The 15,367-nt window shown below is 72.1% G+C and carries 17 protein-coding genes; 10 read left to right on the top strand and 7 right to left on the bottom strand.

The window, feature by feature from the left end:
- Positions 1-131: 131 nt before the first annotated feature.
- The 5 genes from AC060L_RS10425 to AC060L_RS10405 form a co-directional block, all read right to left on the bottom strand.
- Positions 132-722: a carboxymuconolactone decarboxylase family protein gene (locus AC060L_RS10425; protein WP_483798349.1), complete on the bottom strand. Its 591-nt coding sequence runs from the start codon at positions 720-722 to the stop codon at positions 132-134.
- 61 nt (positions 723-783) lie between these two features.
- Positions 784-1,353: an AAA family ATPase gene (locus AC060L_RS10420; RefSeq protein WP_483798348.1), complete on the bottom strand. Its 570-nt coding sequence runs from the start codon at positions 1,351-1,353 to the stop codon at positions 784-786.
- A 139-nt stretch (positions 1,354-1,492) separates the two neighbouring features.
- On the bottom strand, positions 1,493-1,702 hold the full coding sequence (locus AC060L_RS10415; protein WP_483798347.1) for a DUF397 domain-containing protein: 210 nt from the start codon (positions 1,700-1,702) through the stop codon (positions 1,493-1,495).
- Positions 1,703-1,749: 47 nt separating this feature from the next.
- Positions 1,750-1,959: a DUF397 domain-containing protein gene (locus AC060L_RS10410; protein WP_483798346.1), complete on the bottom strand. Its 210-nt coding sequence runs from the start codon at positions 1,957-1,959 to the stop codon at positions 1,750-1,752.
- Positions 1,956-2,786, bottom strand: coding sequence for a helix-turn-helix domain-containing protein (locus tag AC060L_RS10405; RefSeq protein ID WP_483798345.1), 831 nt, complete (start codon positions 2,784-2,786; stop codon positions 1,956-1,958). Before AC060L_RS10405 ends, AC060L_RS10410 begins: the two co-directional genes overlap by 4 nt.
- A gap of 180 nt (positions 2,787-2,966) precedes the next feature.
- Here AC060L_RS10405 and AC060L_RS10400 point away from each other — a divergent pair, with 180 nt between their 5' ends.
- From AC060L_RS10400 to AC060L_RS10390, 3 genes are read left to right on the top strand one after another with little or no spacing between them, the layout of a single operon-like run.
- Complete coding sequence (locus AC060L_RS10400; RefSeq protein WP_483798344.1) at positions 2,967-3,293, top strand: hypothetical protein; 327 nt, start codon at positions 2,967-2,969, stop codon at positions 3,291-3,293.
- 7 nt (positions 3,294-3,300) lie between these two features.
- Entirely contained in the window at positions 3,301-3,456 is a 156-nt protein-coding gene (locus AC060L_RS10395; protein WP_483798343.1) for a hypothetical protein, read from the top strand.
- Positions 3,453-3,650: a hypothetical protein gene (locus AC060L_RS10390; protein WP_483798342.1), complete on the top strand. Its 198-nt coding sequence runs from the start codon at positions 3,453-3,455 to the stop codon at positions 3,648-3,650. Before AC060L_RS10395 ends, AC060L_RS10390 begins: the two co-directional genes overlap by 4 nt.
- A 150-nt stretch (positions 3,651-3,800) precedes the next feature.
- Here AC060L_RS10390 and AC060L_RS10385 read toward each other — a convergent pair whose 3' ends face one another.
- A complete protein-coding gene (locus tag AC060L_RS10385; protein ID WP_483798341.1) occupies positions 3,801-4,370 on the bottom strand; it encodes a TetR/AcrR family transcriptional regulator in 570 nt (189 codons plus the stop codon).
- 82 nt (positions 4,371-4,452) lie between these two features.
- On the opposite strand from AC060L_RS10385, the gene AC060L_RS10380 reads away from it, so the two are divergent.
- The 3 genes from AC060L_RS10380 to AC060L_RS10370 all read left to right on the top strand — a co-directional run bounded on the left by AC060L_RS10380 (position 4,453) and on the right by AC060L_RS10370 (position 5,839).
- Positions 4,453-4,944: an FBP domain-containing protein gene (locus AC060L_RS10380; protein WP_483798340.1), complete on the top strand. Its 492-nt coding sequence runs from the start codon at positions 4,453-4,455 to the stop codon at positions 4,942-4,944.
- A gap of 31 nt (positions 4,945-4,975) precedes the next feature.
- Positions 4,976-5,425 carry an N-acetyltransferase family protein gene (locus AC060L_RS10375; protein ID WP_483798339.1) on the top strand — a complete coding sequence of 150 codons (450 nt, stop codon included), beginning with the start codon at positions 4,976-4,978 and terminating at the stop codon, positions 5,423-5,425.
- A gap of 156 nt (positions 5,426-5,581) precedes the next feature.
- The gene (locus tag AC060L_RS10370) at positions 5,582-5,839 is read left to right on the top strand and encodes a hypothetical protein (protein WP_483798338.1); all 258 of its coding nucleotides are present in this window, start codon (positions 5,582-5,584) and stop codon (positions 5,837-5,839) included.
- Between the two features lie 105 nt (positions 5,840-5,944).
- Here AC060L_RS10370 and AC060L_RS10365 read toward each other — a convergent pair whose 3' ends face one another.
- Positions 5,945-9,181, bottom strand: a complete 3,237-nt coding sequence (locus AC060L_RS10365; RefSeq protein WP_483798337.1) for a S41 family peptidase — start codon at positions 9,179-9,181, stop codon at positions 5,945-5,947.
- A gap of 157 nt (positions 9,182-9,338) precedes the next feature.
- Here AC060L_RS10365 and AC060L_RS10360 point away from each other — a divergent pair, with 157 nt between their 5' ends.
- The 4 genes from AC060L_RS10360 (at position 9,339) to AC060L_RS10345 (ending at position 15,337) form a co-directional block, all read left to right on the top strand.
- Positions 9,339-9,638, top strand: coding sequence for a DUF6059 family protein (locus AC060L_RS10360; RefSeq protein ID WP_483798336.1), 300 nt, complete (start codon positions 9,339-9,341; stop codon positions 9,636-9,638).
- A gap of 280 nt (positions 9,639-9,918) precedes the next feature.
- Positions 9,919-11,679 carry a fatty acyl-AMP ligase gene (locus AC060L_RS10355; protein ID WP_483798335.1) on the top strand — a complete coding sequence of 587 codons (1,761 nt, stop codon included), beginning with the start codon at positions 9,919-9,921 and terminating at the stop codon, positions 11,677-11,679.
- Positions 11,676-13,478 (top strand): acyl-CoA dehydrogenase family protein, encoded by a 1,803-nt coding sequence (locus AC060L_RS10350; protein ID WP_483798334.1) that lies wholly within the window; start codon positions 11,676-11,678, stop codon positions 13,476-13,478. Before AC060L_RS10355 ends, AC060L_RS10350 begins: the two co-directional genes overlap by 4 nt.
- Entirely contained in the window at positions 13,472-15,337 is a 1,866-nt protein-coding gene (locus AC060L_RS10345) for an acyl-CoA dehydrogenase family protein (RefSeq protein WP_483798333.1), read from the top strand. Before AC060L_RS10350 ends, AC060L_RS10345 begins: the two co-directional genes overlap by 7 nt.
- Positions 15,338-15,367 lie beyond the last annotated feature (30 nt).

The following is a 15,367-nucleotide window of genomic DNA, read 5'->3' as shown; positions in this document are numbered from 1 at the left end:
GACCCCTCCAGGGGGGGAGGGGGGGGAGAATCTCCGCCAGTGTCTTGGGGGGCCCTCCCCCCCACTCCGGGGCCCGGCCCACGGGAGGGGGCGTCCGGCGTGCGTGGTTCGCACGTCGGGCGCCCTTGGTGCTACGGCGCCGGCACCTCGAACAGGGTGAGCATGGTGCACACCGTGTGGTAGACGCCCATCACGGCGGCGATGTCGAACAGGCCCTTCGCCCCGAACGCCGACTCGGCCTCCTGGTACAGCTCCTGGTCGATGTGGTGACGCTTCGCCAGTGCGTGGGTGAGCCGTGCGGCGAGCTTCTCGTGCTCGCCCAGGCCCTCCGGGATGTCTCCGCTGGAGAGGGCGACGACGTGGTCGTCGGCCAGTCCGACGGTGCGCGCCACGTACTTGTGCGCGTACAGCTCGTAGTCCGCGTCGTACACAGAGCCGAGCACGATGATCACCACTTCGCGCACGCTCGGCGACAGGCTGGTGTTCGCCGACTCGGCGGCCTGGAACTCCAGCAGCTTCGCCGTCACCTCGGGATGCAGCAGGAGCGCGTTGAACGGGCCGATCAGGCGGCCGTCCTCGGTCGTCGATTGGATGCCCAGCTTGTCGGTGAGCACCACCCACGAGCCGAGCAGTTGGTCGTAGAGCTCGCGCTGAGCGGGGGTGAATGTCGCCGGGTCGGCCAGCGGCAGCCGTCCGCCGAGCGGACGGGCGGACTCGTTCATCGCGGCAGCCCTTCTACGCTTCGAGCTCTCTCAGCTTGCGGATCGCTGCGAGGAGCCATTGTCAGGAGTTGCGGATCGGGTCGTTCGCATCGGTGATGTCGTCGCTCGGGCTGAGGAGGTAAGTGCCCCTCGCGACGTCTTGCAGGATGCTCTCGGCGGTTGCTTCAGCGGTCAGGTTGGTGGAGTCCAGGACGTGGGCCTCGTAGGCGCCCAGGTTACTGAACTGGCCGTGCAGTGAGCGGACCGGCTCGGGGTTGGTCAAAGCGTCGCCGGTCCGGCTCGTGGCCCGTTCCAGTGTGGTGTGTCGGTCCGGCCGAAGGATGACGTAGCTCAGGGGCAGGGCTCGTTCCCGGGCCGTCACGCGGAAGAGGTCGATGAACCAGGGGCCGATGATGCCGTCGCAGATCACCTGGTAACAGCCGTCGGCGTAGCCGAACGCTGCCGAGACCAGTACCTGCATGACTACCCGGTTCTGTTGATGTGCCTCAGGCAGGTAAGGCGCGATCCAGCCCTGCTTGATGTAGTGCCAGAAGTCGTCGCTGTGCAGGTGGACGCTGGGAGTCAGGCGATCGGCCAGCAGTTGCGCCACGGTGCTCTTGCCGGCACCGGGCGGCCCGGTCAGGACGATCACCTGACCGCGGTGAGGGGAGGTCCGAGAGAGGGGCAGCGGGGGCATGCCACCACCGTGCCACGTGAACCAGGGCAGACCGGCCGGGCCACGCAGGCGGATCGCTGTGTGGTGGCCCGGCTGGGTGGGACCTTCGGTGTCGTCAGGCGGTTGGGAGGTCGCCGGCCTTGAGGGTGGTGATGAAGGCATGCCAGGCGGTGGCGGGGAAGGTGAGGGCGGGGCCGTTGGGGTTCTTGGAGTCGCGGACGGGCGTGATGTCGGGGTAGCCGGGGGCGACCTCGATGCAGTTGCCGCCTTGCTGGCTGTAGGAGGACTTCGCCCACTGGGCGCCTGTCAGGTCGATCTCTGTCATGTCCGAAGTTCCTTTCGGGCTGCTCGGATCGGTCTCAGGGGCGCTCGTCAGATTGTGCCGAAGTCGCCGGCCTTGAGGGTGGTGATGAAGGCATGCCAGGCGGTGGCGGGGAAGGTGAGGGCCGGGCCGTTGGGGTTCTTGGAGTCGCGGACGGGCATGACTCCGGGGTAGCCGGGGGCGACCTCGATGCAGTTTCCGCCGCCCTCACTGAAGGACGACTTTGCCCACTGGGCGCGAGTCAGGTCGATCTCAGTCATTCAAGTGCCTCCCGAGCAGCGCGGATCATGTCCAGTGAGTCAACTTCGGAGCTGGCGCTCACCTGTAGCTGATGGTACTTCCTGTCCAAGATCGCCACGGTGTCAGCGTCTCGCTCCAGTTGGCCCTGTACGACAGACTCGGCATAGCCCACGACCGATCGGTCGGGCATCGTCAGTAGGACCACGGGCAACGCGAATGGGCGTCGCTCGCCCATGGAGAACGGTGCGACCTGGATGGTCACCTTGGGCTGACGAGCCAACTCTTCGAGATAGCTGAACTGACCGCTCATCACGATGGGGCCGCCCACAATGCGACGAAGGCACCCCTCGCCCAGGACAACGTAGACGAACGGGCTGTCCAGGGCCGCCAGTAGGCGGCGTTGCCGTGTCTTCAACAGAGCTACTCGTGATCGGGCTTGATCCTCTGTGATGGTGCCGCGTGCCACCTCGGCCATCGCGAGGGCTGTCGCGTACTCCGGCGTCTGAAGTGGTCCGGGGATCACTTCCAACTCGAACATCCGCACCTCTGCTGCCTTGGCCTCTTCGCCCAAGTACTCCGAGAAGCCGTCCAGCAGTGCCCGGTTCGTGATCGCCTGCCAGAGGATCTGAAACGTCAGGCCGGTGCCGAAAGTCTCGTCGACCTTCACTGCGAACTTACGTCCGGGTGACTTGGCTGCTGTTTCCAGGCCGGAGATGTGGCCGCCAGTGCAGCCCATTCGTTCGCCGAGCTCGTCTTGCGTCCAACCCTTCTCGAGCCTCGACCTGCGAAGTTGGTCTCCGAAAGCGGCACCGGCGGATGCTGACGGGTTGAGCGGCTTCACGTTCATAAGCTGGACCTCAACTCACCTTTCGGGTTTCGAGAGTTGCGAAACCTCTCCGCACCGGCGATGGTAGACGCCGCTGGGTAGTCATGTCACTACTCAGTGCAGCGGTCCTGTGTCCATCGGTATTCCCGCTGCCCATCACCGTTCGGCTGCATCACTTACCCGCAGGGGTGAACATCCGTCATGGAAAGTCGAATTGAAACCGAAGAACAACGGCGTGAGCGAGATCTCCGCGACCTCGCGGAGCAGGCCGTTCGCAGCTTTGAAGATGCTTTCGAGGTTGCTGGCCTCCCAGGCCTGGCGTCCGTCTCCGCTGGGCGGGTCACCATCACCTCGCAGGGTGTCCATATCCACCTCGGTGGCTGCAATCCCGCCACGCTGGTCGCGATTGCCGACTGGATCCGCGCCCATGCCCGCTGTACCGGGCGGATCGTCAGCGGTGACGCGCTGCCCGCTCGGCTGGCACAACTGTCCTCTCTGCACAACGAATTGAGGCAAGACAATGACTAGAAGCCGGATGACCCTGCGCGTCTACCGGATCACCTCCACCGGTGGCCGGCTGGAGATCTCCCGCGACTCGGTCGACGTGGACGAGCCCTACGAGCGCCCGCGCGCTCCCCGCAGCACGCAGTGCCAGTGCCGCCGGTGCCTCGCCGAGGAGCGTGCGAAGTGAGCTACGGGATCGACGAGTTGCCGGTACCCGAGGCCGTCCTCGGCTGTGCCGAGTGCACCTGCTTCGCGGAGCGGCTGCGCGCAGTGAGGCGTGACGAATCCGCTGCGGCGGATGCCCGCGTGCTGTGGCGTGAGCATCTCGTCAGCGCGCATGGTGCGGTGTTCCCCGGCATCCAGCGCCCCTCGTGGGCGTGATCCACCATCCCCGCTGCGTGCGCTGCCTGCTGCGGCCGTTGATTCCGGTCAGGGTCGGTGCTCTGCCGAGTCTTACCGAGGTCGCGCGCCCAATCTGGGCGTGCCTCGAGTGTGCTCCCGCCGTTCGGCTGCTCCTGTGCGGCAAGTAGCTCAGTCGGTAGGCCAGTTGGTCAGCAGCTGGTCCAGTGCGCCGACCGCCCGGTGCCAGGACTCGTCGATATCCCTCGGGTGCCCGAAGCCACCCGCCGCCTGGATGCTCGCGTAGCCGTGGAACGCGCTGCGCAGCAGGCGGACGGCGTCGGTCTGGTGCGGTTCGGCGAGGCCGTACGCGTGCAGGACCGCGCCGGTGGTGGAGATCATCCGCTGGTGGCCGGGGGAGGTGGCGAGCGTTTCCGGCGGGAGCGGGAACTGAGTGGCCGCGTAGCGCCCCGGGTGGGTCAGCGCGAAGCCGCGATAGGCGTCGGCGAAGGCGAGCAGCGCGTCACGCCGGGAGCGGCCGGCGATCGCCTCCGTCAGCCGGTCGGCGAACTCGCGGGCGGACAGCACCGCGACCCGTTCGCGCAGGTCCTGGAGATTCCTGACGTGCGAGTACAGGCTCGCGTCCTTCACGCCGAAGCTGCGGGCCAGCGCGGAGACGGTGACCTGCTCGAAGCCGACCCGGTCCGCGAGTTCGGCGGCGGCGGCCACCACGCGGTCGGTCGTCAGACCTGCCCTGGCCATTCGGCACCCCATCTCTTCGTCGGCCCAACGGGAGCATTTAAACATTTGCCTAGGGATCCTAGGCAGAACTAGCGTTCCCGCTATGAAGGCACTCAGTGAGCGGGAGATCCGCAGCTCGTTCATCAACTGTTCCAAGGGCGACGCCACCCGCCTTGCGCTGCCGCGCGAGCTGGCCGTGACGCCCTGGGACGACCTCGACTTCCTGGGGTGGCACGATCCCAAGGCGCCGGACCGGGCCTACATCGTCGCCGAGCACGCCGACCGGCTGGTCGGCATCGCGCTGCGGCTGCCCGGTCAGCGCGGTGGGCTGCGCAAGAGCATCTGCTCGCTCTGCCTGACCCTGCACCCCGGCGGCGGCGTGTCGCTGATGGCGGCTCCCAAGGCGGGCCCTTCCGGCCGCCAGGGCAACACGGTCGGCCTCTACATCTGCGCCGATCTGGCCTGTTCGCTGTACCTTCGCGGGCTGAAGACGGTGGAGACGGGCGGGCGGCTGGAGGAGTCGCTGACCGTCGAGGAGCAGATCGACCGCCTCGCCGGCAAGCTGGCCGCCTTCATCGACCAGCTCTACATCTGAGACATCTGAGACATCTGAGTACGGAGTACCTGTGAACCTTGTCGTCCGTCGCGCCACTGCCGGTGACGCACCGGTGATCGCCACGATCCACCGCGAGTCCCGGGCGGCCACCATGCCCTACCTGCCGCCGCAGAAGCGCACCCACGAGCAGGTCACCCGCTGGGCCGAGGAGGTGCTGCTCACCGAGTGCCTGACCTGGGTCGCGGAGCGCGACGGCGAGGTGCTCGGCTACGCGGCGCTGGAGGGCGAGGCGCTGGAGTACCTCTACCTCCGCCCTGACACCCGCCGCCAGGGCATCGGCACGCTGCTGCTCGACGAGGTCAAGCGGCACAGCCCGGACGCGCTCACGCTGCGCGTCTTCGCGCAGAACACCGACGCCCGCGCGTTCTACGAGCGCCACGGTTTCACCGAGCTGGACCGCAGTGACGGCGAACGCAACATGGAGAAGCTGCCGGACCTGACGCTCGGCTGGCGCCCGTAGCGCGGGGCCCTGGGGTCTGACGACAGGCCCCAGCTCTACCTCCCGCCTCGCGGTTGGACGTGCGACCGGATTCGGCGCAGGCTCGACATGCGGACCGGCGAAAGCGGTGGCATGTTGGGTCGCAGCCCATCGTCGGACGAACCGCGAGGAGGAGACATGGGCATCATGGACAAGCTGAAGGGCATGCTCGGCGACCACGGCGACAAGGCCGCCGACGCCGGTGACAAGGCCTCCGGCATGATGGACACGGCCAAGGACCGCGCCGCCGCGACCGAGCAGCAGGCTGCGGACCGGATGCCGGGCCCGGTGAGCGACGCGATGGGAAGCGCCACTGGCAGGGCCCAGCAGGCCGGCGAGGACCTCCAGGCCGAGTCCGACATGGAAGCCGAAGGCGGGCACGAGTGGGAGCGGTGACCCACACACCCATACGCGAGTGGCCGGAGGCAGCAGCCTCCGGCCACTCGCGTGTTCGGTGACCTACGGTAACGGCCGCGCTCAGCCACTCAGCCACTCGGCCACTCAGCCGCGCGGCGGCAGTGGCGGCCGGCGCAGGTCGGGGCGCGCGGTGCCGGCCGGCGGTGGGGCGGCGGCAGAGTACTCGCGCAGCAGCTCCAGCGCCACCCGGACGGCCTCCGCCAGCTCGGTGTTGCGCCCGGCCGCCCAGTCGGCGGGGCTGCGCAGCACCGTGACGTCCGGCGCGACCCCGTGGTTCTCCACGTCGAAGCCGTAACCCCCGCTGAACCAGGACGCGTTGGCCGGCACCGAGATCTGCGTGCCGTCGCCCAGGGTGAACCGCCCGATGGTGCCGACCACGCCGCCCCAGGTGCGCCGGCCGACCACCGGGCCCAGCCTCAGCAGCTTGACGGCGGTGATGATCACGTCGCCGTCCGAGCTGGTCGCCTCGTCGGCGAGCGCGACGACCGGGCCGCGCGGCGCGTCGCGCGGGTAGCGGACCGGGCGGCGGCCCCGGCTGTGGTCCCAGCCGAGCACCCGGCGGCTGAGCTTCTCGAGCACCAGCTCCGAGACGTTGCCACCGGCGTTCCCCCGGACGTCCAACAGCAGGGCCGGGCGGTCGAGTTCGCGGCGCAGATCGCGGTTGAACTGGGCCCAGCCGGAGCCGCCGAGGTCCGGGATGTGCAGGTAGCCGCACAGCCCGTCGCTGAACTCCCGTACCAGCGCCCGGCGTCGGGCCACCCACTCCTGGTAGCGCAGCGGCCGTTCGTCGGTCAGCGGGGTGACCGCGACCCGGCGCACCGGGCCGTCCGGGCCGTCCGCGCCGCGCCGCAGGGCGATCTCCAGCGTCGCGCCGCCGGCGCCGGCCAGCAGCGGCATCGGGCCGCGCACCGGGTCCGGCGGCCGGCCGCCGATCGCCACCAACTCGTCCCCGTCGCGCACCTGGTGGGCCGCGAGCGGGGCCCGGGCGCGCGGGTCGGAGGACTCGCCGAGCAGCACTCGGTGCAGCAGCCAGCGGCCGTCCGGCGCCCGCCGCACCGTCGCGCCGAGCAGCCCGAGCGGCTGCTGGACGGGCTGCGGACCCTCGCCGCGCCGCGCGGGCGTGACGTACGCGTGCGAGGTGCCGAGCTCGCCGAGCAGTTCGCGCAGCAGGTCGGCGAAGTCGTCGGGTGAGGCGATCCGCTCCAGCAGCGGCTCGTACTGAGCGGTGAGCGCGGCCCAGTCCAGCCCGCCGAGCCCCGGATCCCAGAACTGGTCGCGGACCACCCGGGCCGCCTCGTGGTACGCCTGCCGCCACTCGGGCCCCGGCTGCACGATATGCGTGATCCGGCGCAGGTCAACGGTCAACCCCAGTCCGGGGGAGGGGAGTTGCAGCAGCTTCAGGGAGCCGGCGAAGAACGTGGAGACCGCCGTGCCGTCGCCCGCCACCGCGAAGCCGTCCACCTGCTCCTGGAGGGTGGTCCGGTTCGCCGAGCCGAGGTCGAAGTACTCCAGGGCCGGGTTGCCCGAGGTCTCGGTCGGGCTGGCGAAGGTCTGCCCGAGCGTGCCGGAGATCGGCCAGCGCAGCCAGACCAGGCCGCCGCGCACCGGGGCCGGGTTGGAGTACTTGGAGGCGATCACCGGGAACGGCACCAGCCGGTCCTCGATGCCGTCCCGGTCCACCAGCACCGTGCCGTCGCCCGGCGCGCGCTCGCTCTCGCCACCGACCGGCGCGGCGAACGGCGAGGGCGTGTCGGCCGCGAGCGGCACCAGGTACGGGCGGCAGCCGAGCGGGAACGACAGGTCGCCGGTGTGCACGTCGTGCACCGGGTCGAAGCCGCGCCAGGAGAGGAAGACCAGGTAGCGGCCATCCCGGGTGAAGACCGGCTGCTCGTCCTCGAACCGGCCCTCGGTGACGGCCAGCGGCAGCGTCTCGTGGCCGGCCGGGTCGAAGGCGCCGTCGATCCGCTGCAGCCGGATCCGGCGCAGCGAGCGGCCGGCCACCGGCTGGGACCAGGCCAGCCAGCAGGAGTCCGGCGAGAAGGCCGGGCCGCGCACCGGGCCGTAGGTGGAGCGGGCCAGCTCGCGCACCGCGCCGTCCTCGGTGCGCACCAGCAGCAGCCGGCCGTCCGAGGCGGTGGCGGCGAGCATCCGGCCGTCGGGGGTGGCGGTCAGCTCCAGCACCCGGCCGAGCCGGCCCGCCGCGATCCGGCGCGGCGGCTCGGCCGGGCCGTTCACCGGCAGCGGCGCGTGCTCGATCGCGTCCTCGCCCTCGGCGTCGGTGACCCAGGCGACCCGCCCGGTGTGGCCGAGCACCACCGGCAGCCGGGCGCGCACACCGGGCGTGTCGGCGAGCGCGCGGGCCGGGCCGTCCCGGTGCGTGAGCCAGTAGAGGCTGCCGCGCACGCCGACCACGCCGGAGCGCCCGGTCGCGTCGCAGACCAGGTCGTTGAGGTGCCGGGCGGCCGTCACCTGGTACGGACGGCGGCCCGCGCGGGAGCCGCCGAGCCGGACGTCCAGGCGGCGCGGGGCGGGCGCGTCCAGGCTGTCCAGCAGCCAGATGTCGCCGGCGTGCTGGTAGACCACCCGGTGGCCGTCGGTGGCGGCCTCGCGGGCGTAGTAGCTCGCGTGGTCGGTGTGCCGGCGCAGGTCGGCGCCGTCGGGGCGGCAGGAGTAGAGGTTGCCGATGCCCTCGTGGTCGGAGAGGAACGCGACCCGGGGCCCGTCTCGCCCGGCCACCAGCATGGGCGCGGCGAGGTGGCCGCCGAGCCCGGGCAGCAGCGGCTCGCCGTCCAGCCAGAGCCGGCCGGTGGCGCCGCCCCGGTAGCGCTTCCAGGCGGCGGGCTCGTGCGGGGCGCAGGCGGTCAGCAGCAGCGTGTGCTCGGCGGTCACCTGGGCGTCGCGGACCGGGCCCCAGGGCCGGCGGACGGCCGGCGAGCCGTCCGGTGGGAGCGCGTGCGCCCAGGTGTAGTGCGCGAACGGCTCGTGGAACGAGGTGACCGCGAGCACCTCGCCGGAGGGCAGCCAGCCGCGCACCCGGGTGTCCTGGCTGGCCCAGTAGCTCAGCCGGACCGCCTCGCCGCCGCCGACCGGGGCCGTCCACACCTCCGGGGTGAGCGCGGCCCAGCTGGTCCAGGCGAGGGTGCGGCCGTCGGGGGAGATCCGGGGGTTGCTCACCCTGGTCCGGTCGCAGCTGACCCGCCAGGCCCGGCCTGACGCTCCGTCGGGCCCGAGCGGGGCGAGCCAGACGTCGTCCTCGGCGGTCAGGGCCAGCAGCGGCCCCGCCAGGTGCGGGTACCTCAGATAGCCACGCTGCTCGGTCATCTGTCCATCGTTCGATGCCCACGCGGTGGGGGCAACCCGGGAGCCGCTCTCGTGCGGAGCTGGGCCGCTCTCGTGCGGAGCTGGATTGGGCCTTGAGCCCTGGTGCACACGCTGAGCGCGCCGGGAGGCGGCTCCCGGCGGACGAAGGAGGCAGCACATGAATGGTTGGGGGACGAAGTCGGGGCGCGCGCTGCTGCGGCTGATGAGCGCGCCCGGGTTCCAGGGGCTGGCGGCGGTCGGCGCCTGCTTCGGAGGTTTCGTGCCGGGTCCGCTGTGGGAGAGCCCGGCCGAGCTGGCCGAACGCTGGTTCACCGGTGGGCTGGACGATCCGGGCTTCGGGCTGGCCGGCCCGTCTGCGAACCACCCGGAGCGGCTCTGCCCGGCCGAGCCGCTGAGCTCGCTGGAGCGCCGGCTCAAGCAGGAGCTGGAACAGCACCTGGAGCTCGGGAGGGTCTGACGCGCACCGGCGCGCAGGGTGCCCGGAGCAGGCCTGAAGCAGGTCCGGCAGCAGGTCCGGCAGCGGGTCCGGTGACGGGTCCCGCGCCGGTCCGGCCGGCCCCCGACAGGGCCGCGGCGTTGCCTGGCACGGTCGAGCTCAGGCGCTGGTCCACGGGCGTTCGAGACCCCCTCTAGCCCCGGGCCTCAAGGTCGGGCCGTCCGCTTCGCGACGTGCGTCCCGCTACGCCGCGCGGGTGCGTCCTCGAACACCAGTCAGTGCACAATCAGGGGGATTGGCCGTGACCGCACAGAGTTTCACCGAGCTGGTGCTGAACCGGACCGCCGAGCTGGCCGACCGGACCGCGTACGTGTTCCTGGAGCAGACCCGTGAGGGCCTGGAGCCCCGGGCGCTCTCCTACGGGGAACTCGACCGGTCGGCCCGCCGGGTCGCGGCCTGGCTCCAGGAGCACGGCGCGGCGGGCGAGCGCGTGCTGATCCTGCAGTCCACCGGCGCGCAGTTCGTCAGCAGCTTCCTCGGCTGCCTCTACGCCGGCGCGGTCGCGGTGCCGGCCCCGCCGCCGGGCAGCGGGCGCCACCACACCGAGCGCTGCCTGGCGATCGTCAAGGACGCGGCCGTCCGGATGATCCTGACCGACTCCTCGCACGCCCCCGACGTCTCGCTGACGCTCGCCGAGGCGGGCCACGGCGAGGTGCGCTGCCTGGCGACCGACCGGATCGGCGGGCTCGACCCGGCCGACTGGCGGCCCGGCTCGATCGCGCCCGACGCGCTGGCCTTCCTCCAGTACACCTCCGGCTCGACCAGTGAGCCCAAGGGCGTGATGGTCGGTCAGGACGACCTGCTGGCGAACCAGGCCGCGATCTCGAACGCGATGCGCACCGGGCCGGACTCGGTGATCGGCGGATGGCTGCCGTTCCACCACGACATGGGCCTGGTCGGCCACCTGCTGCACCCGCTCTACCTGGGCGCGACCGGCGTGCTGATGCCGCCGAGCAGCTTCGTGCGCCGGCCGGTCAGCTGGCTGCGGATGATCAGCGAGCACGGCATCACCACCGGCGGCGGCCCGAACTTCGGCTACGAGCTCTGCCTGCGCCGGGTGACCGACGAGCAGCTGGACGGGCTGGACCTGTCGCGCTGGGAGACGGCGGTGAACGGCGCCGAGCCGGTCCGCGCCGAGACGCTGCGCGACTTCGCCGACCGGTTCGCGCCGGTGGGCCTGCGCCGCTCCGCGCTCTACCCCTGCTACGGCCTGGCCGAGACGACGCTGCTGGTGACCGGTGGCGACAACGGCATCGAGCCGGTCGAGCGCGAGGTGGACGCGGCGGCGCTCGCCGAGCACCGGATCGCACCGCCCACCGCCGGCGAGCCGACCCGCACCCTGGTCAGCTCCGGGCGGGCCCGCGACTTCGACCTGCGGATCGTCGACCCCGAGACCCGCAAGGTGCTGCCGGACGGCACGATCGGCGAGATCTGGGTCCGCGGCGCGAGCGTGGCGCGCGGCTACTGGAAGCGGCAGGCCGAGACCGCGCACGCGTTCCAGGCGGTCACCGCGAACGGCGACGGCGGTTTCCTGCGCACCGGTGACAGCGGCGTGCTGGAGGACGGTGAGCTGTTCGTCACCGGGCGGCTCAAGGAGATCGTCATCATGTCGGGCCGCAACCTCTACCCGCAGGACATCGAGCGCACCGTGCAGCGGGTCAGCCTGATGTTCGGCGCGGGCGCGGTCTTCGGCGTGGACACCGGGCGCGAGCAGGTCGTGCTGGTGCAGGAGGTGCGTCCGCTCGCGGAGCGCGAGGGCGACCTGGCGGCGCTGGTCTCGGCCGCCCAGCAGTGCATCGCCAAGGAGTTCGACGTGCCGGCCGAGAACGTGCTGCTGGTCCGCCCCGGCACGGTGCGCCGCACCACCAGCGGCAAGCTGCAGCGCGGCGAGATGCGCAAGCTCTTCCTCAGCGGCAGCCTGCGCCCGCTGCACCAGGTGCTCGACCCGCAGCTGCGCGAGCTGGTGCACGGAGCGGGGGTCGCGGTGGGTGGGGCGTGGTGAACGCGACCGCTGCCGAGACGGCCCGGAGGGACGACCCGGCCGACCGGCTCGAACGCGATCTCGGGGACCCCAGCGCACACGGTGATCTGACCTACCGTCAGGCCCTCGTGGACGACCGGGCCGAGGCGTTCCCCGCCGCGGCCTGCGCGGCGCTCGACGCCTGGGGCCTGCCGGCGTACTACGTGCCCGCCGAGTACGGCGGCACGCTGACCGACTACACCGAACTGCACCGGCTGATCCGCACGCTGGCCCGGCGCGACCTGACCACCGCGATCGCGCACGGCAAGACCTTCCTCGGCTCGGTGCCGGTCTGGATGGCCGGGGACGAGGCGGCCGCCCGCCGGCTCGGCGAACTCGTGCTCGGCGGCGCCCAGGTGTCGCTCGGGCTGACCGAGCGCACCCACGGCAGCGACATCATGGCCGGCGAGCTGACCGCGGACCCGTCGGGCGGCGGCTACCTGCTGAACGGCGAGAAGTGGCTGATCAACAACGCCACCCGCAGCCGGCTGCTCTGCCTGCTGGCCCGCACCTCGCCGGTCGGCGGGCCGCGCGGCTTCACCCTGCTGCTGGTGGACAAGCAGGCGCTGCGCCCGGACAGTTACCGCTGCCTGCCGAAGGTGCCGACGCACGGGATCCGTGGCGCCGACATCAGCGGGCTGGTGCTCCAGGACGCCCGGGTCGGCGCCGGGGCGGCGATCGGCGGCGAGGGCATCGGCGCCGAGCTGCTGCTGAAGGCGCTGCAGATCTCCCGCACGCTCTGCTCGGCGCTCTCGCTCGGCGCGCTGGACAACGCGCTGCGGATCGTCACCCGGTTCGCCTGCGAACGCGAGCTCTACGGGCGGAAGCTGGCCGAGCTGCCGACGACCCGCCGGCAGCTCGCCGAGGTCTACGCCGACCAGCTGATCGGCGAGGCGCTGAGCCTGGTGGCCACCCGCAGCGCCCACCTGCTGACCAGCGAGCTCAGCGTGACCTCCGCCGTGGCCAAGTTCCTGGTCCCGACGCTCGCCGACGGTGCGATCGCACGGCTCGGCGGGCTGCTCGGTGCCCGCTCGTTCCTGGCCGACCTGGACGACTACGGCACGTTCCAGAAGCTGGCCCGGGACCACCGGATCGTCGGGATCTTCGACGGCAACACGCTGGTCAACCTGTACTCGCTGGTCGCGCAGTTCCGCGCGCTGGCCCGCAACTACCTCGCCGCGCCGGACCACCGCCCGCAGCTGGCAAGGCTGTTCGACCTGCGCGAGGAGCTGCCGCCGGTGCGTCCGGAGCGCCTCGCGCTGCTGTCGCGCTACGGCAGCAGCGTGGTCGGCACGCTGCCGGAGGCGGTGGTCCAGCTGCGCGCGCTGGCCGTCGAGCGCCCCGAGCTGGCCGGCGCGGCCGATCGGGCGGGCGAACTCATGGTCTACGCGGACGAGTTGCACCGGCAGTTTGCGGCCCGCACGGAGACCGTGGCGCAGGCCGCCGCCGAGAGCTTCCAGCAGGCCCGCGCCTACGCGCTCTGCTTCGCGGGAGCCGCCTGCGCCGGGCTCTGGCTGCACAGCGGCGCCGGAGCCGGTGCCGGAGTCGGCACCGAGGCCGACGCCCTGCCGGCCGACGCGGAACCCGGGCTGTGGCAGGACGGGCTGTGGCTGGAGGCCGCGCTGACCCGGATCCTCGACCTGCTCGGGGAGCGCGCGAGCGGCCGGGCCGACGACGAACTCTTCGACCGCCTCTTCGGGCGGCTGACCACGCAGTACCGGCAGGGCACCCTCTTCTCCCTGCTGCGCTGCCCGATCGCCGAGGGACCACCGACATGCTGACAGACCTCACCGCGGCCCGCCGCCCGAGCGAGAACGAGAGCCCTGCCGACGACCCCGCCGCTGTTGCCGACCCCGCCGCTGCCGACGACCCCGCCGCCGTTGCCGACCCCGCTGCCCGGAACTCCGCCGAGGAGGCCGCGCTGGCTCGGATCGACGAGCTGGAGCGGCTGTTGGGCAACCCGCACGATCCGGCCAACCCGTTCGGAAACGCCGCGCTGCTGGCCGCCGACGAGCGCGGCGAGCTGCTCGCCGGAGCCGAGCAGGCGCTGACCGACTTCGGCCTGAACGCCGAGTTCGTGCCGGTCGCGCTCGGCGGCCGGCTCGACCGGGTGGACGTGCTGGCCCGGGTGCTGCGCCCGGTGTTCCGCCGGGACGCCTCGCTGGGCCTGGGCTACGGCGTCACGTCCTTCCTGGCGGCGATCGCGGTCTGGGCCGCCGGCACCCCCGAGCAGCAGCGCTTCACCGCCGAACTGCTGCTCGGCGGCGGCCGGTTGGCGATCGCCTACCACGAGCTGGCGCACGGCAACGACTTCGTCCGCAACGAGTTCGAGGCCCTGCCGTGGGACGGCGGCTTCCTGCTGGACGGTCGCAAGGAGGTCATCAACAACGCCGAACGGGCCGAGGCCCTGGTGCTGTTCAGCCGGACCGCGCCGCAGGCCGGCAGCCGCAGCCACTCGGTGCTGCTGATCGACAAGCAGCAGCTGGAGCCGGGCAGTTACGACTACCTGCCGCGCTACGAGACGGTCGGCGTGCGCGGCTGCCAGATCGGCGGCTTCGAGTTCCGGGAGAGCCCGCTGCCCGGCGAGGCGCTGGTCGGCGCGCTCGGCGAGGGCGTCGAGATCGCGCTGCGCTCGTTCCAGATCACCCGCAGCGCGGTGCCCGGCATGGTGCTGGCCGGCGCCGACACGGCGCTGCGCACGGTGGTCGGCTTCGCCGTCGAGCGGCAGCTGTACGGCCGTTCGGTGCTGGACATCCCGCACGCGCGGGCCACCGTGGCCGGGGCGTTCGTCGATCTGCTGATCTCCGACTGCCTCTCGCTGGTGGCCACCCGCGCGGTGCACCTGCTGCCGGAGCAGACCAGCGTGCTGGCGGCCGTCGTCAAGTACCTGGTGCCCAAGCTGCTGAACGAGACCACCTACGACCTCTCGGTGGTGCTCGGCGCCAACTTCTATGTGCGGGACGGCTCGTACGGCGTCTTCCAGAAGCACGTCCGGGACCTGCCGATGACCAGCCTCGGGCACGCGGGCACCGCTGCCTGCCAGGCGACGATCATCCCGCAGCTGCCGCGCCTCGCCCGGAAGGCCTGGTTCGCCGACGAGCCCGCGCCGGCCGCGCTGTTCAGCCTGACCGAGGACCTGCCGCCGCTGGACACCGACCGGCTGCGGCTGGCCGGTGGCGCGGACTCGCTGGCCGCCTCGCTGGTCGCCGCCGCCGCACGGCTGGAGGCCGAGCCGGCCGCGGACCCGGCGCTGCGCCGGCTCGTCGCAGGCCTGGTCGGCGAGCTGCGCGAGCTGCAGGCCGAGTGCGCCGAGATGTCGCCGCAGGACCGCACGGTGCTGGCGAACCCGCGGGCGTTCGCGCTGGCCGACCGGTACGCGCTGGTGCTGGCCGGCGCCGCCTGCCTGAACGTCTGGCAGGCGCAGCGGGATCAGCGCGAGCAGCTGCCCGAGGAGGGCGAGGCGGGCTTCCTGGCCGACCCGGTCTGGCTGCGCGAGGCGCTGGTCCGGATCAGCCGCCGGCTCGGCCTGCCGCTGCCCGAGCGCGACGACACGGTGGTGGAGCGGCTGCTGGACGAGGTCCTGGCGCGCTACCACGGCGCCCGCAGCTACGACCTGTACGAGACCCGGCTGGCCGGCTGACGGTCCCTCGGGGCCCGTCGCACACCTGAA

The organism is Kitasatospora sp. NEAU-69 (assembly GCF_057158765.1).
This window is presented reverse-complemented; position numbering and strand designations above follow the sequence as displayed.